This is a genomic window from Psychromonas arctica DSM 14288, from assembly GCF_000482725.1.
GTDB lineage: Bacteria > Pseudomonadota > Gammaproteobacteria > Enterobacterales > Psychromonadaceae > Psychromonas > Psychromonas arctica.
The window spans coordinates 44,584-68,415 of the sequence record NZ_AXWP01000027.1; the positions used below are offsets into that span (position 1 = coordinate 44,584).

Below are 23,832 nucleotides of genomic sequence, written 5' to 3' on the forward strand. Positions count from 1 at the left end.
CCTAAGTTCGGGTTAGCTTACAGGTGGTATAAGAAAGGTTGTCATCCAGTACTTGAATAACCGTTTTAAGGGCCTCTTCAACGGAAGCAACTGAACCAGTAATTACCAACGCACCAGAAAATCGATCTAGAAAGCCAATTCCAACATCAGCAGCCTTTGTAGCAATATCACCTGCAATGATCGATGTTTCACCTGGAGTAAGAGTCAATATTCCAATCGCTCCTTGGCTATCAACACCGACTCGTTCACATAGCTCTTCAGTAGGATTTGCAATGAGGTGGGCTAAAGTGATCTGCTTACCAGGAACAAACTCCTGAATGATTCGATTCTTATCCGTACTCAGATCAAACTCTACCATCAGCCACTCTCATAAGATTAATGTTGAGTAAAGATTATCCATTAAACCTAAAATCAAAAACGTGAACAAAATCAAAACAAATCATAATGTTAAAACTGAGAATTTAATTCACTCACAGATCCTAATTTTATTAACTGATTCAAAATAAAGAGCAGTCAGTTTCGGATAGATGATTAAAAACATAGGGAATAATCGTTCTAATTACCTTTTGCGGCTAAAAAAATCGTTTACGCCTTTATTCATAGGGTTAGCTTACACTCCACCCGACTCGCCTGCTGAGCTAAAACAAACTGCTGAAGAATAAAATACTCACAACGAGTGAAATAAAATGCTGGTATCAGCCTTCTTTTTAGATTGCTGCTAAGGATAATTAACGACGATACTTTGAATCAAAAATGTGAACAAAATCAAAATAAATGACAATTTCTAGATAGGGGACTATATTTTTTGATTCGACACAAATTCCGGTACTCTGAAGACATTCCAATAAAAAATACGCAGAGACGCGTTAGCTTGAATAAGTTTCTAGCCATGCACTGAATTAATTTATTTACCCTGAGTAAGACAAGATTACAACATTAATTCATTTACCAAAACCTACATCTATGTGAAAAATATGCGCTCAGATGATGAACGATAATGGGTGGATTCAACATTGAAGTACATAACGACTAAGTAGCTATAGCTACTATATGTTCAGCCATTTGGCAGGTTTTAAAAGAATACAGCCAGCTAAACTGGCCGTATTCTTCAATATTTTATTAACAAACTATGGATCTAACCGATGTTTGGACCTAACCAACGTTCTGCAGTTAACATATCCCAACCTTTACGTTGTGCATAGTCTTCTACTTGATCTTGTTGGATACCGGCAATAGCAAAATAACGACTTTCAGGGTGAGAGAATATCCACCCCGAAACAGCAGCGCCAGGATACATCGCATAACTAGAAGTTAGCTCCATTCCAATTTCTTCTTGAACATTCATCAATGCCCAAATAGTCGCTTTTTCAGTATGCTCAGGACAAGCAGGATAACCTGGTGCTGGACGAATACCTTGGTATTTTTCACGAATTAAATCATCGTTACTTAAGGTTTCATCTGCTGCAAACCCCCAATAGTCTTTACGTGTCTGTTGATGTAAATACTCTGCAAATGCTTCAGCCAAACGGTCACATACGGCCTGAACTAAAATAGCATTATAATCATCATTATTTGCTTTATAACGCTCCGCCACTTCACGTTCACCAATTCCGCCTGTTACAGCAAAGGCACCAATATAGTCAGCAACACCTGATGATTTAGGGGCAATATAATCAGCTAAACAATGGTTTACGAATGGTGCTTTTTTCTCTGTTTGCTGACGTAACTGATTGCTGACTTGTAAAATTTCAGAGCGCGTTTCATCACTATAAATTTCAATATCATCACCAACACTATTTGCAGGGAAAATACCCACAATGCCAGAAGCGCTAATTTCACCTTCAGCTTCAACTTTGTCTAGCATTTCTAATGCATCTGCAAATAAACGCGTTGCTTCTTCGCCCACCACTTCATCTTTAAGGATACGAGGATATTTACCCGCTAGCCCCCATGTCATAAAGAATGGTGTCCAGTCGATATATTCACGTAATACACTAATAGGAAGGCTTTTGAATACTTGTACACCGAGTTTATTAGGCACTTTAGGCTGATAGTTAACCCAATCTAATTTAGCAGCATTAGCACGTGCTTGTGTTAAACCAATTGGTGCACTGCGTGGGCGTTTATTGGCATGCTGTACTCGTACACGGTCATAATCTAAATTCAATTTTTCAACAAATTCAGGTTTATGCTTTGGACTCAATAATTTTTGACATACACCTACCGCACGAGAAGCATTCGATACATAGACCACGGGTTGATCGTAATTTTGTTCAATTTTAACTGCCGTATGTGCCTTCGACGTGGTTGCGCCGCCGATCAATAATGGAATCGTTAGTCCTTGGCGTTGCATCTCTTTTGCTACATATACCATTTCATCTAATGACGGAGTAATCAAACCCGATAATCCAATCAGATCCGCATTATGTTCCAACGCTGTTTTAATGATTTTCTCAGTAGGCACCATTACACCTAAGTCGATAATTTCATAGTTATTACATTGTAAAATAACACCAACAATATTTTTACCAATATCATGTACATCACCTTTTACCGTCGCCATCACTACTTTACCATTGGTTGCGCCAACAGCTTTAGTCGCTTCGATGTAAGGGTTTAAGTAAGCAACGGCTTGTTTCATTACGCGTGCAGACTTAACTACTTGCGGTAAGAACATTTTACCTTCGCCGAACAGATCACCAACGATATTCATGCCATCCATCAATGGCCCTTCAATCACTTCGATTGGCATATCCACATTTTGACGTGCTATTTCGGTATCTTCTTCAATAAATTCTGTAATGCCTTTAACTAATGCATGTGCAATACGTTCATTAACGGGCAGACCACGCCATTCTAATACTTTGGTCTCGTCTGCTTTTTCAGCGCCATCACCACGGTATTTTTCTGCAAGTTCTAATAAAGCATCTGTGCCATTAGCATGTTTATTTAAGACCACATCTTCAACGGCATCTTTTAATTCTTTGGGAATATCATCATAAATCGCAAGCTGTGCAGCGTTTACGATCCCCATATCCATCCCGTTTTGAATACAGTAATAAAGAAATACAGCGTGAATCGCTTCACGTACAGGATTGTTACCACGGAATGAGAAAGATACGTTTGAAACACCGCCAGAAATCATTGCATGAGGTAAGTTATCTTTAATATCTTTCACTGCTTCAATAAAGTCTACAGCATAGTTATTATGCTCTTCGATCCCGGTGGCAATAGCAAAAATATTAGGGTCAAAAATGATATCTTCCGGTGGAAAGCCAACTTGGTTAACTAAAATGTCATAGGAGCGCTTACAAATTTCATATTTACGCTCGCGGGTATCCGCCTGTCCATCTTCATCAAAGGCCATCACAATTACCGCAAAACCGTAACGACGAATCAATTTAGCTTGATGAATAAAGTTATCAACGCCCTCTTTCATACTGATTGAGTTAACGATACCTTTCCCTTGAACACACTTAAGCCCTTCTTCTAAAATTTCCCACTTAGAAGAATCAACCATGATTGGTACGCGTGAAATATCAGGTTCAGAAGCACATAGGTTTAAGAAACGCTTCATCGCAAATAATGAATCAAGCATCGCTTCATCCATATTAATATCGATAATATCTGCGCCAGCTTCTACTTGATGCAACGCTACTTCAAGCGCTTCATCGTATAATTCATCTTTAATTAAACGTTTAAAACGGGCAGAACCGGTTACGTTTGTTCGCTCACCAACATTTTGGAAGAGTGAACTAGAACGAATAGTTAACGCCTCTAAACCACTTAAACGACAAGCAACTTCAATCTCTGGTAATTCGCGCGGTTTGATACCCGCAACGGCATCAGCCATCGCCTTAATATGCGCAGGCGTTGTACCACAACAACCGCCCACTAAATTTAAAAAGCCACTTTCAGCCCACTCTTTAATATGCACCGACATTTCATCGGCTTCTAAGTCATATTCACCAAAGGCATTGGGCAAACCGGCATTAGGATGTGCAGAAACATAAGTTTCTGAGATACGCGACATCTCTTGTACGTATTGACGTAACTCATCGGGACCCAAGGCACAGTTTAAACCGAATGTTAGGGGTTCCGCATGACGCAATGAATTGTAGAAAGCCTCTGTTGTTTGACCTGATAATGTACGACCCGATGCATCGGTAATAGTACCGGAAATCATCACAGGAATTTTATAACCGAGCTCTTCGAATACCGTTTCAACTGCAAAAACAGCGGCTTTTGCGTTTAAAGTATCAAAGATAGTTTCAATCAGAATTAAGTCACTACCACCTTTAATTAAGGCTTTAGTCGATTCAATGTAAGCAACAACCAGTTCGTCAAAAGTAACGTTACGAAAAGCAGGATCATTAACATCAGGAGAGATTGAACAAGTACGGTTTGTTGGACCTAGCACACCCGCTACAAAACGAGGACGGTCAGGTGTTTCATCGGTTTTTTCATCGGCAACACGACGCGCAATACGTGCGGCTTCATAATTGATTTCAGCAGAAATAGATTCCATTGCATAATCAGCCATAGCAATGCTTGTTGCGTTAAATGTATTGGTTTCAAGAATGTCTGCACCCGCATCTAAATATTCACGGTGAATATTAGCAATGACTTCTGGCTGCGTTAAAACTAATAGATCGTTATTGCCTTTTAAGTCGCTTTTCCAGTCTTTAAAACGTTCGCCACGAAAGTCAGCTTCTTCAAATTTATGGTCCTGGATCATGGTTCCCATACCACCATCGATCAGAAGAATGTGCTTTTCTAACTGTGCTTTAATTAATGCACTACGATCACTTATCGACATAGAGTTCCCTGCTACTTTATTCTGAGTAAAAAATGAGTGTGAATAATAGCATAAAACTTGTAGTCATAACCTTTCAAAGCCATTTCTATCTTGAAATATTCTGTTATAAATTATGAATTTTTTGATGGTTGAAACAGGTCATATATTCACTAATGTAATAGCAATTATATTAAGGAAGTGATCTAGGCAGCGCAGGAAAGCAACTTAGCTTAAAGGGAAGATTTCAATCGAATCGTAAAAATTGTATATAAAAAAAGCGAGCTACTTAGCTCGCTTTAAAATATAAAGAACAATTGAGTTGTGATTATTAAAAGAGGCATTAATATCGATAATAAAAATTCACTTGATACTAATAAAACTTTACAAATAATCCACTATCTAATTTGATAAAAGTGAATGTTAGAAACGCCCGTTGGCAATGAGTTTATCAATATAAACTCCTAACTCCGACACCCACTTTCAATAAAATGATAAAACGTAAAAATAATTAATCCTCCTGTATTAATGAATACAACCAGTATTAACTTCTAAAACTGTATCTAATTACCCCGTTGGGTAGGTGAGTGTTTAAATTAACAACTCAGTATTTGATGCGGTTTCAGTACACTGGTACGAGTAAAATTTAAAATAATCTTATACCTCCGTTTTATGTTTGTTAACGTGAAAATGCTTAAATTGGTCAAGTGCATTTAATGCGATTGTGAAGCTAATTTTAATAACTAAGCTTCCTGAATAACCAACCTGCTAACTGCGCAGAAGCATTGCCTATATTTGACTTTACTCCTCTTAAGCTCTCTTAGCTACTAATAATTGTAGGAGAGCTTTTTACCTTTTCCAGTACTATTTTTCATCTTTATAAATTATTTACAAAATTTAGATTAAGTCACTGAGATCGTATGGTGTTACCTGATAAACACAATAATTTAGCCAGTTGCTATATAAGAGGTTTCCATGGCTACGCCAAATTGCATGTGGAATTTCATTCTCATCATCATTCGGATAATAGTTAATTGGCATGACCGGATCTAGCTCTTCTTCAAGGTCTCTTAAATATTCGTTATTTAGTGTATTTGCATCGTATTCGGGGTGCCCAGTGATATAAACCTGACGACAATCAGGACTTGCCGCAAGATATACTCCCGCATCAGGCGCATCTGCAAATACTGTTAAATCTGTTTTATCTTTAATAGTACGGCTATTAAATTCAGCATAACGAGATAATGGCGCCCAAAATTCATCGTCAAACCCTCTTACTAGTGGATGATGATGATGTGACGTTCGGTGTGAATAAATACCAGAGAGTTTATCATCACGGGTTTCTTTCTCTAATCCATACAGTATGTTTAATGCTGCTTGTGCCGCCCAACATAAAAATAGCGTTGAGGTAACGTTATGGCGAGACCAGTTAACTATTTCCGTGAACTTTTCCCAATAATATACATTTTCAAATGGAATGGTGCCAAGTGGTGCGCCAGTAATAATAAAGCCATCCCATTTTTGATTTTTGATTCGCTCAAAGTCACCGTAGAACTTATCTAAATGCTTTTGCGGTGTATTTCGTGTTGCTCTAGCGTCCACTCGTAACAGTTCAATATCAACTTGTAAGGGAGTATTAGATAATAAACGCATGAGTTGCGTTTCAGTTTCAATTTTTTTAGGCATTAAATTAAGGATCAGAACGCGCAGAGGACGAATGTTCTGGTGACTAGCTCGTGTTTCTGACATCGTAAAAATATTTTCAGATTTTAAAATACTTGATGCAGGTAAATCATCTGGAATACGAATTGGCATAATTACTCCCTTAAAATGGCCTTTTAGACATCTAGAAGTCTAACACTAAAGTAACTATTTTGAATACTTAAATCTAATTTAGCAGCTGTATTTATTTTTTATCTCTATTTTTTGACCTCAATTATTGTCAAAAGTTAACTACTTCCTATGTTGATCCTTGATTATTTTTATCGATGCTAGCGCTTCCACCAGCTTGCCCTCACTTTATGTAGAATAATTTTGATACATTAGTTAGACTAAAAAAACACCAATAATTAAAAATAAAAGGAATAGTAATGCTTAATATTCAAACGGTTGTAGCGGACTTACATAATCCACAACATGCACAGGCTTATTTAAGCTTAATGTCGCATTATGCTTGTGACCCTATGGGTGGAGGTGAAGATTTGAGTGACTTTGCCAAAGAGAACTTAATCGCAAACTTGCTTGCTAGGAATGATGTTTTTATTGTTTTAATTTTTAGTGATGAGCATCCAGCTGCATTACTAACTGCGATAGAAGGCTTCTCTACTTTTGCTTGTAAGCCATTATTTAATATTCATGATGTTGTCGTACACAATGATTTTAGAGGCCAAGGCCTTACTAAACATTTATTTGAAAAAATTGAAGAAGTCGCAAAACAGCAGGATTGCTGCAAAATAACGCTAGAAGTATTAAGTGGTAATGCCATTGCTTGTAAAGCTTATCAGCGCCTTGGCTTTTCTGATTATCAGCTGGATCCTGAGTTTGGTAGTGCATTATTTTGGACAAAAAAGTTATAAACTGCGATCACCTACCGTTTAGTTTATACATCAACTCAACGGTAAACAGCCCTTACTGATTTAGCAGCAACCCTAAATGAGGCTAAATCCATTAGCGCTTTTAATAATTCGCTTGTATTGCTTTAATGTCTTCAACCATTAAATCCATATCAACATGATTAATGCCCTGTGCATTAATTGTCGATTTAAACGTAGCATGAAACTCACCTTCAGGATTGATTAGAACAATAGAAGCACTATGGTCAACTAAATAAAAATCATCAGTTTCTCCCTCTTCAACCAAGCTATAAATCAATCCTAATTGAGTAACAAATGGCCAAAGTTGTTGATGGGTGCTGGTTACACCAATAAATGCTTTATTAAAATAGTGCACATAATCTGCCAGTTGTTCTGCTTTATCTCGATTAGGATCAACAGAAATAAATACAACTTGTGTGGTTGTATTTTGATCATTGGCTAAGCTTGGGTAAATACGGTCTAGGTCTGCTAATGTGGTTGGACAAACGTCGGGGCAATAAGTATAACCCACAAAAAATAAGGTCCACTTTCCTTTTAAAGATTGGTTGGTAAAAGCGACTTCCCCAGCTTTTTCAAAGGCAAATTCAGGTAATGGCTGCCGTGTCTGTTGTAACACTAAGGCATCATTTTTACTGGCAGTTTTACTGTGAACTAAATGAAAAGATTGGGTGCTACCGATAATAAAAAATAAAATCATTAACAGCGCACTAAAAATTATTATTAAACGTTTCATTTAATTCACACTATAAGTTTGGAAGAGGGTTATTAATAACACTAATTGCCAATTACATCCAATCTGCAGTACGAATAACCCCGACCGCAATCCCTTCAATATCAAAAGATTGATACTCTAAGTCGACCTTTATCGCATCAAATAAAGCATTTTCTGCTTTTAATGTTATCTGCTTACCATCACGATAAAAACGTTTTACGGTGACATTGTCTTCAACACGCGCAACTACAACTTGGCCATTGTTTATGTTTTGAGTTTTATGTACAGCCAATAAGTCGCCATCCATAATACCAATATCTTTCATGCTTTCACCTTCAACGCGCAGTAAAAAATCTGCCGCAGGATGAAATAAAGCGGGGTCAACATCGTAATGTGCTTCTACATGCTCTTGAGCAAGAATAGGTTCACCAGCAGCGACTTTGCCAATTAAAGGTAAACCTTCATCGGCCACTATTTCATTATCTTTATGGTCGCTAACAACACGAATACCACGAGAGGTGCCTGACAATATTTCAATTGCACCTTTACGTGCTAAAGCTTTCAAATGCTCTTCTGCTGCATTGGCGCTTTTAAACCCAAGTATTTTCGCTAATTCAACACGCGTAGGAGGCATGCCAGTTTTTGCAATCTGATCTTTAATAACGTCTAAGACTTCGCCTTGGCGTTTGGTTAATTCTTTCATTATGAACTCCAAGCAATAAAAAACTGTAAACAAACACAGTGTATATTTATACATGGATAATTACTAGGGGCTGTTTCTCTTTAGCGCCGTTTTTATAGGAATTTATGCGACTACTATCAGTTTGAATAGATTAATGATTTTAAACCTATTTAAAAAGCTCAGAAATGGACAAAGGACGTACTGTTCGAAGTAACAATAAAAAACCACAGGCCTCTAAAATTCGACATTTATTCATCCCACTCACCATTCCACTTACAATCATCAGTGAACTGAACGTCAAGGCGATTTTAGACTGCACGTCGAAGAGCTCGCAAGTAAATTCAGACAACGTAGACCGCTTATAACACACCTTTAAAACTAACAGTGGTTGCACCGCTGTCGTTTTTAGGACCAATCCAAGTTAATGATTGTGCTATCGATGGGGGGAGTTTATCTGTGCCTTGAATTTCACCATTTAATTGGTAGATACCGCCCTCGCCAAGATTAATATCTAAGTTTGTATTTAATTGCTCAGATTCTTGAGTGACAAAAGCAGTAATATTGCCATTATCACATCCTAAGTCTACGGAAGGAGAAGCTAAATTTACATTACCCATTTGACTATAAACAAAGGCATTATGCCATACCACTGTTCCCTGTAATTGCTCACAGTAAGGGTCACCTTGCTTTATCTGCTGAATAACTGCAGAAAAATCACCTTCTATTTTTACTGGTAATTTAGTTGGTATCAATGTGAGTAATTCTGCGGAGGTTAAATCAACCATAACATTTGATGCGCTTGCACCTGTTAAACCATATTGCACAAAACCTTTGCCTGACATTTTATTAGGGCCATTATAAAAGGAGACATCAGCACCTATTGCTAAATTCAATAATGCTTTTAATTGAACATTCCATTGCACATTATGGAGCGTAACCTTAGGGTTGATGATAATTTGTTTGGCTTGTCCATTCCATAGGCTACCAGAAACATTATTGATTTTAACCGTTGAAGCTGGCATCCAGCTGACAACAGCAGCAGCAGGTAGATTAACTAATAAACTACCACAGTAAACCAATACAACAAGTACCGCTATTTTGACTTTCATTTGAACCCTTTTACAATGCTAATAACTTAATGACAAACGGTTAATCTTAACCATACCTTGTATTTTATCCTGATTTAAATCAGCACTATTAACTTGTACTTGGTATTGATTTTGTAATGCAGTGATCCATTTTAAGAATTGGTTGAATTCAACTTGATTAATCCAAATATCAACGCTGCCATTACGGTTTTGAATACGAGAAATAACAATTTTATTACGCTTTGCAGTACTACTAATCAACTGTGATAAATTTTGTTTTCTCGCCGTTGTCTTATTATTTCCAACACCCGCAGCAACGAGTTTATTAGCATTACTTTCTACCCAATGTAATGTTTGTTGGCTACTTTGTAGTTTTTGCTGACTCTCTGCTAAATTAGTCGCAATAGGTTGCCAAATAAGAAAATAAATAATCGCAATGAATATAACCACCAGCGAAATAAAGGTCAGCTGTTGCTCTCTTTCTGAAATGTTATCCCACCACTCTTTGATTTGTTCAAACATTAGTTAACCCTCACCGTTAATACACCGCTGACACGGTTTTTATTATTACTCAATGCCCCTTGGCCAAGCGTATATTTAGTAGGAACTTTTTTGGCGAGTAATTCAAAGGCCTGAAAGCTATCGGCACTAACCGCTAAACTTATTTGTTGGTTTGCACGATTAAATTTTAACGTTGAAATTTGTAAGCTCGGTACCGCTTGAAAAACTGGAAGCAAATCATTTAACATCGGTAACAAACCATCTGCCTGTGTACCAATCGATGATTCAGCCAACAAACTTTTCAATTTTTTCTTAATTCGGCTGTATCGTAAAGGTGATTGATTAGGAAAAGCTTTTTGGTAGAGAGTTTCTACTTGATGTTTTACTAATAAGGTTTCTCGAGCTGCTTGTTTTGTGGTGATAACAGCATTAATTAATACCACAATAAACAAGATAGCAGCGGCAATTGCAGGTAGCTTCCACTTAGCGAATTGAAAATTACTTTCTTTTTTAACTTTAAACTCACCAGTTAACAGATTAATAGAATTATTAAGACACCCCTCTGCTAACAATTGCATCGGCAATACAACTGCTTTTTGCTGCCACTGGCCTATACAATCATGGGGAATGGCACTATAACTTTCAATTTGCTGTTCTGGTTTATCTAATAAATGTAATTGCAAAATGTTATTTAACATATCACTTTCACAACACCAAGCTTGATATTCATCGGTACGTATTAACCATTGGTTATCAAGTTGTAATGCTTGCCATTGTTGCTCCGTAGGTAGGGGCAGTGTTAATGCCTCTGGAATCAAACGTTGACAAAAAATATCGGCATCAGCTAACCAACCCAACCACATTGTTAATTTACTTTTAAAACAAATGGCAATTTCAACTAAGTCTGTTTTTTTAGCTAAAACTGAAAAGTGTAACTTATCAACATCACTAGCCAAGTCATCTTCCAACATATAAGGCAGAGCTTGTTGCATTTGACGTGTATAGGTCCCTTTAATCACTACTGATTTTAATGTGACATCGACGCCTGGCACTAAGCAAATAACTTTACGAGACTGTGCTTTTTCCGCTAACAATTTCAATGCCTGTGCATTATCTAAATCACCCGACGCAATGATCTCTTTTTCACTTTCAGACCAAACTAACCAATGGATAGTTTGGTGTGCTTCACTTGCTAAGCGGATAATTAATTGTTCACTCACTTGAACATCTCCATGCCAACCACCTCTTCAACTCCTGCATATTGGAAACGAATAGTCGTCGCTTTTTTATTCTCTACTTTAAATAATAGCTTGAAAACCATTACTCGCTGATCAAACTCTGCTAAACCAAATAATTGAAAAAAATCACTCGTGACACTTAACTGTGAACTGATCACATCAGGTATTAACTTATCGGCAATTAATTCTGATGCTAAAAATTCATCAACAGATGCCCAACCACTAATTGGTCTATCGTCTAATATAGATTGAATATCCTCTATTGTAATAAGCAATTCAGGTGGAAATAAAGCAAATAGTATTTGTGGTTGTTTTTTATTAACCGTATTCACATTAATCAACTGATTTGATGCAGGTAGAGCACATAAAAAAGGTTTTATGCGTTCATAAATCTGATCAGTAACCCCTTGTATTGCTCTTAACTCTGAAACATCAACCATCAAATGGTTAGCGGTTAAATGTGGTACTCCCACTGACTCGTAATATCTATCTTCTGCACCCTGTGAAACATCGACAGTATCATTGTTATCCAGCCAATCCCGCGTAGACTCTGCAATTATTTCAGCAGCATACTCTTCAACACCTAGCGAAATCAGTAATATTTGAAATTGGCTAATAGGTAAAGCACGAGTATCATCTTGGTCAGCTTGGGCAATGGCATTAATATTAAAACAGCGACGGTAATCTACCATGTTGCCGGTAATCGATCCTTCGTCGACAGGAAAAACGATATCTGGCGTGGCCCATATTTGATCTAGACTAATCACTTCGCTATCGGCAAAATCATCTTCTAATACCATGCGACTAAAATCCACGGTCGCTTGCCCGTACCAATATACTTTTTCTGAATACGAAAGTCCTTCTGTGCGCAATAAGCTAGAGGTCATTCGCCCTGTCATAGTGGCAGCAATGGTCACCATGATGGCTAAAATCATTAAAATAGTGATTAATGCAATACCTCGTTGCTTATGATGTTTCACCATTAATCTTCTACCGTACTATCAGGCAATATAAAAACTCGCTTTAATTCACCGTAATGTTGGCTGTTAATCGTCATTTCAATACCTTTAGGTATTGTTTTATCTGCATTCCAAGTATCTATCCAATCATCATCCCAAAATCTAAAACTTAAACTATTAACATCGTTTAATATTACTTGTTGTTCCGGTTTCTCTCCCGCGACAATATCTGGGTGTAAATAATACAAACGCTGTAATTGATTATTCTTAACGCGATAACCTACTCGTAAAATAGTTGAACGAGGCAATAAATTAAGTGGGTTAGTCCAACCTAAGCGATTAAACTCTATGCCTTCAGAATCTGAATCCAATACTTTTTTTCCCACATACAATACTTGTAATTTTTCATCTTCGGCATTACCTGTTCGTGAAATGCGTGCCACCATTTGTACAAAATCACGTTCAATTAATAACATACCACGCTGAATTTCAACTAAGTGCTTATCATGCTCACGGCTGATTTCTCCACTGCGTAAAACACCTTGCAATATCTGGTAAGCAGCGAGGCTTAATGTTGCAAAAATAGCAATGGCAATCAAAATTTCAATTAAGGTAAAACCATTTTGTTTAACCTGCTGATGGTACTTATGGTTTGGCAATGTAAGTCCTTATATACCCAAGCGCTTGCCCATCTTTTTGGTCACTCACTTCAACATCTAATGCCCTGAAATCCGTATTACCTGTTGCTACACCTTGAAAGCGCAGATACCACTTAGTATTCGCAAACTCCACTTCCTCTCGACGCCAGTGTAATTCAGGCCACTGCTGTTGTAATTTAAGCTCTGCAAGGCGGTTGCTTGCTACCCACATTGCGAATGTTTTTTGCTGTAAATAACTTTGATTACTTAATGATTGTGATGCGGCTTGCATTACCGCAATACCAGCAGAGGCTAAAATCACTAACGCTAGCATCACTTCTAATAGCGTCATGCCTTGATGTTTTTTAATACCTTGATAAGTGAACAATTTGCTCATAAATCACTCATTAGTTAATTCAACTTGACCGCTCATACCCACTTTAACGGTTATTTTACGCGATACATTCTCTGCACTAGAAAATTGATAGCTGAAAGGTGTCACTTCACCACTAGACATAATAAAAACATGTGGGTTAATAGATGACTGTCTTGTTTGACCGTCAATGTTAACTAGATATGATTGCTCTACAAAAGTGTCAGAGTCCGCTTTTTTCTGTGCTTGTTCTAACTCCCCCCAAACGTTGCCCACTAGATTATATTCGACACTAATATTGTCTGGGAATGTTATGTAACCATTGATCTGCGAGTTTACTAAAGGTTGCCATTGTCTTTTACTAAAGTTATAAAAAGCAAAAGTGTAACCTTGCTCATTAAACTCAATACCAAATTCAGTATTTAAAATTAATGCCTGATCCTGTGCTAGCTGTAATAAAGTACTAAAACGTTGCGCATGCCATTGGCTGCTTTGCGCAGTGTTACCTGAGCTGGTTAATGTCATGACCACGCCAACAGAAATCATGCCCATTAACACTAATACCAGCATGACTTCTAATAAAGTGAAACCTTTCACATTATGCATTGGAATGGCCACAAATACATTTATGCATTATTTATCATTGAGGTTCCATGTACCGATATCATCATCAGTTCCTTCTTCACCATCCAAACCGACTGAAAGTACATCGATTTTACCTTTCTCACCTGGACTATTTAGAATGTAATCATTACCCCACGGATCTTGAGGAAGTCGCTTGATGTAACCATCTTCACGATAATTACGTGGTGCAGGAGATGCGCTTGGCTCTGAAACTAATGCTTCTAAACCTTGATCGGTTGTCGGATAAACACTGTTATCTAATTTATACATATCTAATGCATTTTCTAAGGCAATAATGTCTGATTTAACTTTTTGTACATCTGCTTTATCTTTATTACCGATTAAGTTAGGTACAACCATTGCTGCTAATACACCTAAAATAACGATAACCACCATGATTTCTAATAATGTAAAACCTTTTTGTTTCATTTTTGGTTTTAAATCTTTCACGCTTTCACCTTTTTTTATTATATAAATTGTATAGTTCAGTTATCCTGAAACCATATTATTAAGAGCCAAAATTGGCTGTAAAATGGCTGTAACAATAAACAAAACCACTCCCGCCATTGAGATAACGAGCGCAGGTTCAAATACCCCTAGTGCTAATGTTACTTGTGCCGAAAACTGTTTGTCTTGATTATCGGCAGATCGTTCCAACATATTACCTAATTCACCACTTCTTTCTCCACTGGCGATCATGTGTAACATCATCGGAGGAAACAACTTAGTACTATCTAATGCTCTCCCCAAACTTGTTCCTTCACGAACACGTTCAGCGGCTTCCTTCACTTTTAAGCGAATATATTGATTGCTTAATACATCACCGGCAATACCCATTGCCTCTAACAATGGCACAGCACTGCTATTTAAAATACTTAATGTACGTGCAAATCGTGCTGTATTTAATTCATTTGCGACTTTCCCTGCAACCGGAATACGTAATAAAAACCGGTCGAAGCGTAATTGGTTATTCGCTTTTCGCAAATGATGTTTAAACAACAACAAAGCAATAATACAGAAGCCTACAAAGTACAAACCATAGGCGCTTACTGCATCACTAGCCGCAATCAAAAAAAGTGTCGACCCAGGTAAATCTGCTCCCATATGCTGAAATTGTCCAACCACTTGCGGTACTACTGACGTTAATAGAATAGCAACAACAGAGATAGCCACTAAGGTTAATACGAGCGGATAAATCAGCGCTTGCATCATCTTACTTTTCATTTCTTGTCGTTGTTCGGCGTAATCAGCGAGCCTATCTAGTACTTTTTCTAGATGTCCTGATTTTTCTCCCGCCGCGACCATCGCGCAAAATAGATCATCAAAAATCATAGGGTAATTGCGCATACTATCTGCGAGTGTATGACCTTCAATTACTCCACCACGTACCGACGCTAGCATGCTTTTAATTTTAGGCTTATCACATTGCTCCGCTACTGCTTGCAATGACTCTTCAAGGGGAATGGAAGAAGCAACTAAGGTAGATAGCTGACGAGTGATCAAAGCTAAATCAGCAGTTTTTATTTTACTTTGAATAAAAGCCTTACCAACCCTTTTACGTTTTGAGGCTATTGCTTCAACTTCTAAGGGCATCAAGCCTACATTACGCAATTGTTGACGCAACATTCGAGCAGAGTCTGCCTCTTGTGTTCCTTGAGTTTGTTTGCCTTTTGCGTCTAACGCTTTATAGGAAAAAGTAGCCACACTAATCCTCTCTTGTCACACGTAAAATTTCTTCTAACGTCGTTTGACCTTGTAATACTTTCTTAATTCCGTCATCTCGAATGCTCGCAGAGGTTTTACGAATTTCTCGTTCCACAGCTTGCTCACCAGCCCCGGTATGAATTAATTCACGCACCACCTCATTAACGACTAACAGTTCATGGATCCCGGTACGCCCTCGATATCCAGTATGGTTACATTGACGACAACCATCAGGGCGATAAATAGTGGCCTCTTCAAGCTCAGTAATACCTAATATTTCTTTTTCTGAAGGACTTGCTGAATGCGGAGCTTTACATTGTGGGCATAAACGGCGCACTAACCGCTGCGCTAGTACACCTAAAATACTAGAAGATAAAAGAAAGGGTTCAACGCCCATATCACGTAAACGGGTCACCGCACCTACTGCAGAATTGGTGTGTAATGTAGATAATACTAAATGCCCAGTTAAACTCGCTTGTACTGCGATTTCAGCAGTTTCAAGGTCTCGAATTTCACCAATCATCACAACATCAGGATCTTGACGTAAAATAGCACGTAAACCACGAGCAAATGTCATATCAACCTTGGTATTTACTTGAGTTTGACCAATACCATCGATGGCATACTCAATAGGATCTTCGACTGTGAGGATATTTCTATCTCTAGAATTGATCTCCAATAGGCTAGCATAAAGCGTAGTACTTTTACCCGAGCCAGTGGGCCCGGTCACTAATACGATACCATGTGGTTTATGGATAAGATTTTGTAATAATACGTGATTTTCTTTGGTCATGCCTAATGTAGAAAGCTCTAGCTTAACTGCATTTTTATCTAATAAACGTAGTACAACACGCTCTCCATGACTTGCAGGCATAGTTGATACACGTACATCTACTGCGCGACCGCCAATACGTAATGAAATACGACCATCCTGTGGAATGCGCTTTTCAGCGATATCCAGTTTTGCCATCACTTTAATACGTGACACTAACAGTGCTGCTAATTTACGATGTGGTTTTAATATTTCTCTTAATACACCATCAATACGGAAACGAATAATTAATGTTTGTTCAAAGGTTTCAATATGAATATCAGACGCTTCTTCTTTAATCGCCTCACCTAACATCGCATTAATTAATTTAATAATCGGAGCATCATCTTCAGCTTCTAATAAATCATCGTTAGCTGGCAGCTCTTCGGCCAAAGTAAAGAAATCGTCAGCGCCTAAATCTTCCATCAATTGTTGCGTTTCTAAGGAAGATGATTGGTAAGCGCGAGCCACTAACTTATCAAACTCATCACTCTCTACTTGTTTAATCGTAAAAGCCTGACCAATAACACGGCGTACTTCTATCAATAGCTCAACATTCGGCGTTTTTTTAAAGCACAACTCACTCTGTTGTCCATTGTGCTGCATGACTAATTCATGCTTTTTGGAAAAAGCAAAAGGCAACTGTCCTGAAGGAGTAAACTCGACTACTTCAGCCTCGTCAATCGCGTCGATATCGCTTAAATTACTCATTCACTTGACCTGTCTCTTCTTTGTTTTGTGCCGCCTCTTGCTTCGCTTTATTATATTCTTGATTTTTACGGAACATGTTAGGGTCTATTTCAACAGGTTGTCCCCATTCAGGTAATACTGGCACATTACTATTTGGCATCAATTCAATGCCATCTTCAGTTTGACCTAATTGTATTTGACGAATTAAACCGTATTTACGTTGGCTCAATTCCATCATAGTTTGATCATCTCTAATAATGGTTGCACGTAAGAAAATCATTAAATTACGTTTTTCAGTACTACTTTTAGTCGATCGAAAAAGCTGCCCTAAATAAGGGATATCACCTAATAACGGCACTTTATCAACAGTTTCATTCACTGTTTCATCAATTAATCCACCAATAACAATGGTCTCACCTGACTTAGCTAACACAGTAGTTTTTACTGCACGAGTAGCAAAAATAACATCTACCGAGGTTTTTCCTTTAATGTTTGAGACTTCTTGCTCAATCACCATTTGCACTGAGTCACCTTCATTAATTTGCGGAGTGACCTTCAGTTTTATACCGACTTCTCTACGCTCAATGGTTTGAAAAGGATTATCATTCGATGAACTAGATGTAGAGCCTGTCAATACAGGCACTTCATCACCCACAATAAAGCTAGCTTCTTGATTATCAAGCGTAGTCAAACTAGGTGTAGCAAGAATATTAGACCCTGTTGTCGTACTTAGTGCCTGTAATATTACTCCCCAATCACTACCCACATAACCAGCCACACCACCAGCAATTGATGCTAGCGATGAAGCGAGGTCTTCATAATCGTCTTCATCATTGTTAATCGCATAAACGCCAGTTGCAAGCTCGCTCGCGGTTATGCCATTATCATTAAACTGCGTTCCAGCACCTGCCGTAGAAGCCCATTGCACACTTAAGTTGATACCATTCCCTTCCGATACCTCTACCACAATTGCTTCTACTAATACTTGTGCTCGACGAATATCTAGCTGACGAATAATACTACTCAATGATGACATCAAGGCTGGCTGCGCTGAAATCACAATGGCATTCGTCCCTTCATGCGCTTGAATATTTAAAGAAGACATGTTTTTAGAGGAGCCAGACTGACCACCAGACGCATCTTCAATGCCTTTACTAACTCCTGTTAACACATCGACGACTTCTTTTGCATTGGCATATTTAAGGTAAAATACACGGGTATTACCATTATTCTTTAATTCGTTATCGAGTGACCTCACTAATTTAATAACACGGGCACGTGTTTTAGGTTCACCACTAACAATCACTGAATTAGTACGCTCATCAGCAACTAAACGTGGTTTAAGTACACTACTCGTACTATTTTTTGAGGTTTTTGGTGTTTGCTGAATAGAATTGATCATATTGACCATTTCTAGCGCACTTGCATACTCTAGTTTAACGATATCAACTTCTTGGTCACCGGCTTTATCAACGCGCTGGATAATTTTCACTAAACGATTAACCACCGAAGCACGGCCAGTGATCATAATAACGTTAGAAGGATCATAATGAACCACGTTACCACCACCCGCACTATCGTTTAACTGACGTAATAGCGGCGCAAGTTCACGCACCGAGACATTAATAACAGGCACCACTCGAGTGACCATTTCATCACCTTTAAAGCGACTTCCATCATCCACGACTGGAATTGCGGCTACTTTAGCATCTTTTGCTTTAATGACTTTAAGGACCCCATTATCCATTTCAACAACAGCAAATCCGTATACTTCCAAAACATTTAAAAAGAATTGATAATATTGTTGTTCATTTAGTAAGTCATAGCTGCGAACATTGATTTTTCCACGCACAGCTGGGTCTAGAATAATCGTTTTTTGTAGGTTCTTACCGACAATATTAATGAACTCATTCAGATCCGCATTTTTAAAGCTCGCTGAATATTCAGCAGCTTGTACCAAAGTGGCCTGTGAAAACAAAACAAAAATACTGGCTCCGATCAATCCAACCAATTTTTTCTTTATCCCTAAAATCATTACAACAACCTCATTGTTTACTTGTTTCAGCAGCTTAAACTTATTTTTATACTACGGAATACTAAAAAATAACTCGTTTAACTCACCATCGCGGTCAACGGTTAAGCTCATTTCTGTCATGGTGGGGAATTCTTTCATTAGCCCCATCGCTTGGCTGATATCGGTTAAATCAATACCGTTTAGTTCTACTGCTAAATCACCTTCTTGTAATCCTGCTTCTTCAAATAAACTAGGATCTTTACCAGGGCTCACACGATACCCTTGGATCTGATTGCCTTCTCTAACGGGGGAGATCCTAATATAATCGAGCAGCTTGCTAGGGTTTTTCAACAATGCCTTCCTATCAAGTGCAATTTCAGTTCTTTTACTTGATCTAGTTTGACCTTTTGCAGATATTTGACCATTTTCAATTCTGGCCATTCTTTTATTGGCTTGTTCTAGACCATCTAATATTAACGTTTGTTCCTCACCACCTACCGAAATAATAATTCGATCACTATATATTTGGCTCACACTTGCATCAGTCCCTTCAATCTCAGAATCAATAAAATAACTATCCTGGACATTTTTATATTCAATGATAACACTTGAAAGCTCAGGATCTGAAGCCGCAACAATGCCTACTAAAGTCAGTTTTAAGCGCGTTTTAGGCGCATCTGTTTGAGTAGATTGGACAGGCTGCTTACGTTGCCCTTGAAATTCTCCGAATAAATGCTGCTGCTGAATTTTTTGAGAGTTTAATGCTACCGCTTTTGTCTTTGGGTCAATGGAAGGAGGAGTCCACTCATATGTGCTGTCTTTTATGGGATAAACAGCCCAAGTAAATAACGCTATCTGATAGGCGATTAAAGCACAGATAACTGCCAATATTATTTTCGGTAGTAGGGATATTATCGCCACTCTTTACATCCTATTTATTTACACTGAATATTAACCATTCTTATTTACCATACTAATGCCAACGCCAATCTTTATAAATCAACATAACTAGGTAAGCTCAAATAATGAGATCTATCCTGGAACTTTATGCTTTAGTTGGCGATAGAATAGCCCTTTGAATATAGCATTATCACACAACTATGCCTTGATTTATCAAATTTTGCCCCAATTTAATTACCTTAATAATTCATTATTTTCTTTTAACTTAATAACAAAGTTGATTTTTGCTAAACTAAAATCCGCTTTTGAGTGAAAAATATGAAAGAAACAACGGTACGATTAGACAAATGGTTGTGGGCTGCGAGATTCTATAAAACCCGCAGCTTAGCTCGTGAAATGGTGCAAGGTGGTAAAGTCCATTATAACGGCCAACGCTGTAAAGCGAGCAAAAATGTAGAGTTAGGGGCATTATTGTCAATTCGACAGGGTGAGCTTTTATTTGAAGTCTGCATTGAAGCCCTTTCAGAACAGCGTCGCGGTGCGCCAATTGCGCAAACGCTTTATAAAGAAACAGAAAAAAGTATCGCTAAGCGAGAACAATACCAAGTTTTACGTAAACTCAGTTTACAAAATGCACCACATCCAGACCGTAAGCCCAATAAAAAAGAACGCCGTGAATTAATACACGCAAAAACACAACGTAACACAGCGAATTTTGATTAATCGTTGCAGAATAAATATTGAGAGAAACTATGACAGACCAACTACAACGCTTCCTATTTGATGATTTTGAAATTCGCGGCGAAATTGCACAAGCACACACAGCTTTTCAACAATGCATCAATAACCATGACTATCCCGTTGAAATAGCTAATACCATCGGTGAATTGTTAATTGCCACCAGTTTATTAACGGCAACGTTAAAATTTGAGGGAAAAATCACCGTTCAAATACAGGGTGATGGTCCACTGAGCATGGCTGTCATTAATGCAAATCAAGATTTAGAAGTGCGTGGTACGGCGCGTTATCAAGGCGATACCACTGGTTTATCTTTTTTACAGTTAATTGGAAAAGGCAACCTGATGATAACTATCACACCAGAGAACGGTGAACGATATCAAGGTATAGTGGCATTAGAAAAAGATAGTTTAGCGGCGTGTTTAGAAGATTATTTTGTACAGTCAGAGCAATTAGCGACTAAAATTAGTTTATTTGCCGATAGTCAAGCAACACCAGCACAAGCAGCGGGATTATTAGTACAAACGTTACCTGCACACAGCGATACGCATGAAGAAGATTTTGCGCATGTTTGTGCATTAGCCGGCACCATTAAAGCAGAAGAAATTTTTACCTTAAGTAATGAAGAACTATTATTCCGTTTGTATCATCAAGAACAAGTACGTTTATTTGAGCTACAACCCATTAGCTTTAAGTGTGGCTGCTCTCAAGAACGCTGTTTATCGTCTTTAGCATCTCTTCAAGAATCTGAAATAAAAGAAATTTTAGAAGAACAAGAGAGTATTGATATGCGTTGTGAATATTGCGCAACCACTTATTCATTTAAGGAAAAAGATCTACAGATTTTATTCACTTCTACGGATCAAAAACACTAATTTGATCAACTATTGTTGTCACATCACGAAGTAGCCATAATAATTTTTATTGTGGCTTTTTTTTAATCGATTATTTGAGCCTGCTCCCACAAAAATAACTTCAATTCCCCTACCCTACACACTCTTGTTTTCATTTCTTTTACAATAAAATTACACGTCATAATGGAGCTAACTATGACCCAAATAGCACTATCGACCAAACAGTTACAACAGTACGGTATTACCGATGTTTCAGAAGTTCTTTATAACCCTAGTTATGAAACCTTGTTTACAGAAGAAACTGCAGACTCATTAAGTGGTTATGAAAAAGGTACGATTACTAATAATGGCACTGTTGCAGTTGATACAGGCATCTTTACTGGTCGTTCACCGAAAGATAAATATATAGTAAAAGATGATACAACTCGCGATACCGTTTGGTGGAGTGATCAGGGTAAAAATGACAACAAAGCAATTGATCAAGATACTTGGGCACACCTAAAAGGCCTTGTATCAAAACAACTCTCTAGTAAGCGCTTGTTCGTTGTTGATGCCTATTGTGGTGCTAATGCCAACTCTCGTTTAAAAGTACGTTTTATAATGGAAGTTGCATGGCAGGCACACTTTGTAACGAACATGTTTATTCGCCCAACTGCTGAAGAACTAATTGATTTTGAACCCGATTTTGTTGTAATGAACGGCTCTAAAACAACTAATCCCGATTGGGAAAAAAATGGCCTCAACTCAGAAAACTTTGTTGCCTTTAATCTAACAGAAAAAATACAAGTAATTGGTGGCACTTGGTATGGCGGAGAGATGAAAAAAGGTTTGTTCTCTGTGATGAACTATTTATTACCGCTGAATGGTATGGCGTCAATGCATTGCTCTGCAAATATAGGCAAAGCTGGCGATACGGCAATTTTCTTTGGTTTGTCAGGAACAGGGAAAACAACACTTTCAACAGATCCTAAACGTGCATTAATCGGTGATGATGAGCATGGCTGGGATGATGATGGTGTATTTAATTTTGAAGGTGGTTGTTACGCGAAAACTATTCGATTAAGTGCCGAAGCTGAACCTGATATTTATGGTGCAATTCGACGTAATGCTTTACTAGAAAATGTGATGATTAATGAGCAAGGTGAAGTTGATTATGACGATGCAAGTAAAACTGAAAATGGACGTGTTTCATATCCGATAGATCATATCGTAAACATAGTAAAACCAATTTCTAAAGGTGGACACGCGCAAAAAGTAATCTTTTTATCAGCAGATGCATTTGGGGTTTTACCACCGGTTTCTAAATTGACTAAAGCACAAACTCAATATCACTTCTTATCTGGTTTCACTGCCAAGTTAGCTGGTACTGAACGTGGTATCACAGAGCCGACTCCTACATTTTCTGCTTGTTTTGGCGCAGCATTCTTGAGCTTACATCCAACTCAATACGCACAACAATTAGTAAAACGAATGGAAGCATGTGGTGCAGAAGCGTACTTAGTAAATACGGGTTGGAATGGTTCTGGTAAACGTATTTCAATTAAAGATACACGCGGGATTATTGATGCGATTCTAGATGGATCAATTGAACATGCTGAAACTAAAACGATTCCACTATTTAACTTAGAAGTACCGACTGCATTACCTAATGTAGACAGCAATATTTTAGACCCTAGAGATACTTATAGCGATGCATCGGAATGGAATGAGAAAGCTGAAAAACTAGCACATCTATTCATTGATAACTTTGCACGTTATACGGACAAGGAAGAAGGTAAGGTATTATTATCTGCCGGCCCTACGCTTGATAAATAACTGTTAAATTAAGAAGTAACGGTTAAATTAAAACTTAAAACTTAAAACTTAAAACTTAAAACTTAAAACTAACATTAATTAATAACTGATTAATGTTAGTTT

The 23,832-nt window shown here is 37.8% G+C and carries 21 protein-coding genes; 4 read left to right on the top strand and 17 right to left on the bottom strand.

The genetic code is table 11. The features are described 5' to 3' along the window. Position 1: 1 nt before the first annotated feature. From eutS to metA, 3 genes are all read right to left on the bottom strand, one after another. Positions 2–358 carry an ethanolamine utilization microcompartment protein EutS gene (eutS, locus tag H592_RS0104885; RefSeq protein WP_028867791.1) on the bottom strand — a complete coding sequence of 119 codons (357 nt, stop codon included), beginning with the start codon at positions 356–358 and terminating at the stop codon, positions 2–4. Positions 359–1,135: 777 nt separating this feature from the next. Beyond that, positions 1,136–4,819 (bottom strand): methionine synthase, encoded by a 3,684-nt coding sequence (gene metH, locus H592_RS0104890; protein ID WP_028867792.1) that lies wholly within the window; start codon positions 4,817–4,819, stop codon positions 1,136–1,138. 873 nt (positions 4,820–5,692) lie between these two features. Further along, positions 5,693–6,610 (bottom strand): homoserine O-acetyltransferase MetA, encoded by a 918-nt coding sequence (gene metA / locus H592_RS0104895; RefSeq protein WP_028867793.1) that lies wholly within the window; start codon positions 6,608–6,610, stop codon positions 5,693–5,695. A 275-nt stretch (positions 6,611–6,885) separates the two neighbouring features. On the opposite strand from metA, the gene H592_RS0104900 reads away from it, so the two are divergent. Next, entirely contained in the window at positions 6,886–7,371 is a 486-nt protein-coding gene (locus tag H592_RS0104900) for a GNAT family N-acetyltransferase (RefSeq protein WP_028867794.1), read from the top strand. Positions 7,372–7,471: 100 nt separating this feature from the next. Here H592_RS0104900 and H592_RS0104905 read toward each other — a convergent pair whose 3' ends face one another. The 14 genes from H592_RS0104905 to gspC all read right to left on the bottom strand — a co-directional run bounded on the left by H592_RS0104905 (position 7,472) and on the right by gspC (position 20,344). Next, positions 7,472–8,122, bottom strand: coding sequence for an SCO family protein (locus H592_RS0104905; RefSeq protein ID WP_028867795.1), 651 nt, complete (start codon positions 8,120–8,122; stop codon positions 7,472–7,474). A 52-nt stretch (positions 8,123–8,174) separates the two neighbouring features. Further along, on the bottom strand, positions 8,175–8,804 hold the full coding sequence (gene lexA / locus H592_RS0104910) for a transcriptional repressor LexA (protein ID WP_028867796.1): 630 nt from the start codon (positions 8,802–8,804) through the stop codon (positions 8,175–8,177). A gap of 338 nt (positions 8,805–9,142) precedes the next feature. Then, positions 9,143–9,892, bottom strand: a complete 750-nt coding sequence (locus H592_RS0104915) for a type II secretion system protein N (RefSeq protein WP_028867797.1) — start codon at positions 9,890–9,892, stop codon at positions 9,143–9,145. 18 nt (positions 9,893–9,910) lie between these two features. Then, entirely contained in the window at positions 9,911–10,393 is a 483-nt protein-coding gene (locus tag H592_RS0104920) for a type II secretion system protein M (RefSeq protein WP_028867798.1), read from the bottom strand. Beyond that, complete coding sequence (gene gspL / locus H592_RS0104925; RefSeq protein WP_028867799.1) at positions 10,393–11,592, bottom strand: type II secretion system protein GspL; 1,200 nt, start codon at positions 11,590–11,592, stop codon at positions 10,393–10,395. Before gspL ends, H592_RS0104920 begins: the two co-directional genes overlap by 1 nt. Beyond that, positions 11,589–12,593 (bottom strand): type II secretion system minor pseudopilin GspK, encoded by a 1,005-nt coding sequence (gene gspK / locus H592_RS0104930; protein ID WP_028867800.1) that lies wholly within the window; start codon positions 12,591–12,593, stop codon positions 11,589–11,591. The genes gspL and gspK overlap by 4 nt, the downstream gene beginning before the upstream one ends. Next, positions 12,593–13,228, bottom strand: a complete 636-nt coding sequence (gene gspJ / locus H592_RS0104935) for a type II secretion system minor pseudopilin GspJ (RefSeq protein ID WP_028867801.1) — start codon at positions 13,226–13,228, stop codon at positions 12,593–12,595. Before gspJ ends, gspK begins: the two co-directional genes overlap by 1 nt. After that, positions 13,215–13,604, bottom strand: coding sequence for a type II secretion system minor pseudopilin GspI (gspI, locus tag H592_RS0104940; protein WP_051368997.1), 390 nt, complete (start codon positions 13,602–13,604; stop codon positions 13,215–13,217). Before gspI ends, gspJ begins: the two co-directional genes overlap by 14 nt. A gap of 3 nt (positions 13,605–13,607) precedes the next feature. Then, positions 13,608–14,186 carry a type II secretion system minor pseudopilin GspH gene (gene gspH, locus H592_RS0104945; protein ID WP_156916074.1) on the bottom strand — a complete coding sequence of 193 codons (579 nt, stop codon included), beginning with the start codon at positions 14,184–14,186 and terminating at the stop codon, positions 13,608–13,610. Positions 14,187–14,213: 27 nt separating this feature from the next. Further along, entirely contained in the window at positions 14,214–14,633 is a 420-nt protein-coding gene (gene gspG, locus H592_RS0104950; protein ID WP_037070963.1) for a type II secretion system major pseudopilin GspG, read from the bottom strand. Positions 14,634–14,693: 60 nt separating this feature from the next. Then, positions 14,694–15,908, bottom strand: coding sequence for a type II secretion system inner membrane protein GspF (gene gspF, locus H592_RS0104955; protein WP_028867805.1), 1,215 nt, complete (start codon positions 15,906–15,908; stop codon positions 14,694–14,696). A gap of 1 nt (position 15,909) precedes the next feature. Continuing rightward, positions 15,910–17,430, bottom strand: a complete 1,521-nt coding sequence (gspE, locus tag H592_RS0104960) for a type II secretion system ATPase GspE (protein WP_028867806.1) — start codon at positions 17,428–17,430, stop codon at positions 15,910–15,912. Next, complete coding sequence (gene gspD / locus H592_RS0104965; RefSeq protein ID WP_028867807.1) at positions 17,423–19,444, bottom strand: type II secretion system secretin GspD; 2,022 nt, start codon at positions 19,442–19,444, stop codon at positions 17,423–17,425. Before gspD ends, gspE begins: the two co-directional genes overlap by 8 nt. Positions 19,445–19,495: 51 nt before the next feature. Beyond that, the gene (gene gspC / locus H592_RS0104970) at positions 19,496–20,344 is read right to left on the bottom strand and encodes a type II secretion system protein GspC (RefSeq protein WP_028867808.1); all 849 of its coding nucleotides are present in this window, start codon (positions 20,342–20,344) and stop codon (positions 19,496–19,498) included. 297 nt (positions 20,345–20,641) lie between these two features. Here gspC and hslR point away from each other — a divergent pair, with 297 nt between their 5' ends. From hslR to pckA, 3 genes are all read left to right on the top strand, one after another. Beyond that, entirely contained in the window at positions 20,642–21,046 is a 405-nt protein-coding gene (hslR, locus tag H592_RS0104975; protein WP_037070927.1) for a ribosome-associated heat shock protein Hsp15, read from the top strand. A gap of 29 nt (positions 21,047–21,075) precedes the next feature. Then, positions 21,076–21,936: an Hsp33 family molecular chaperone HslO gene (hslO, locus tag H592_RS0104980; RefSeq protein ID WP_028867810.1), complete on the top strand. Its 861-nt coding sequence runs from the start codon at positions 21,076–21,078 to the stop codon at positions 21,934–21,936. Positions 21,937–22,110: 174 nt separating this feature from the next. Next, positions 22,111–23,730, top strand: a complete 1,620-nt coding sequence (gene pckA / locus H592_RS0104985; RefSeq protein WP_028867811.1) for a phosphoenolpyruvate carboxykinase (ATP) — start codon at positions 22,111–22,113, stop codon at positions 23,728–23,730. Positions 23,731–23,832 lie beyond the last annotated feature (102 nt).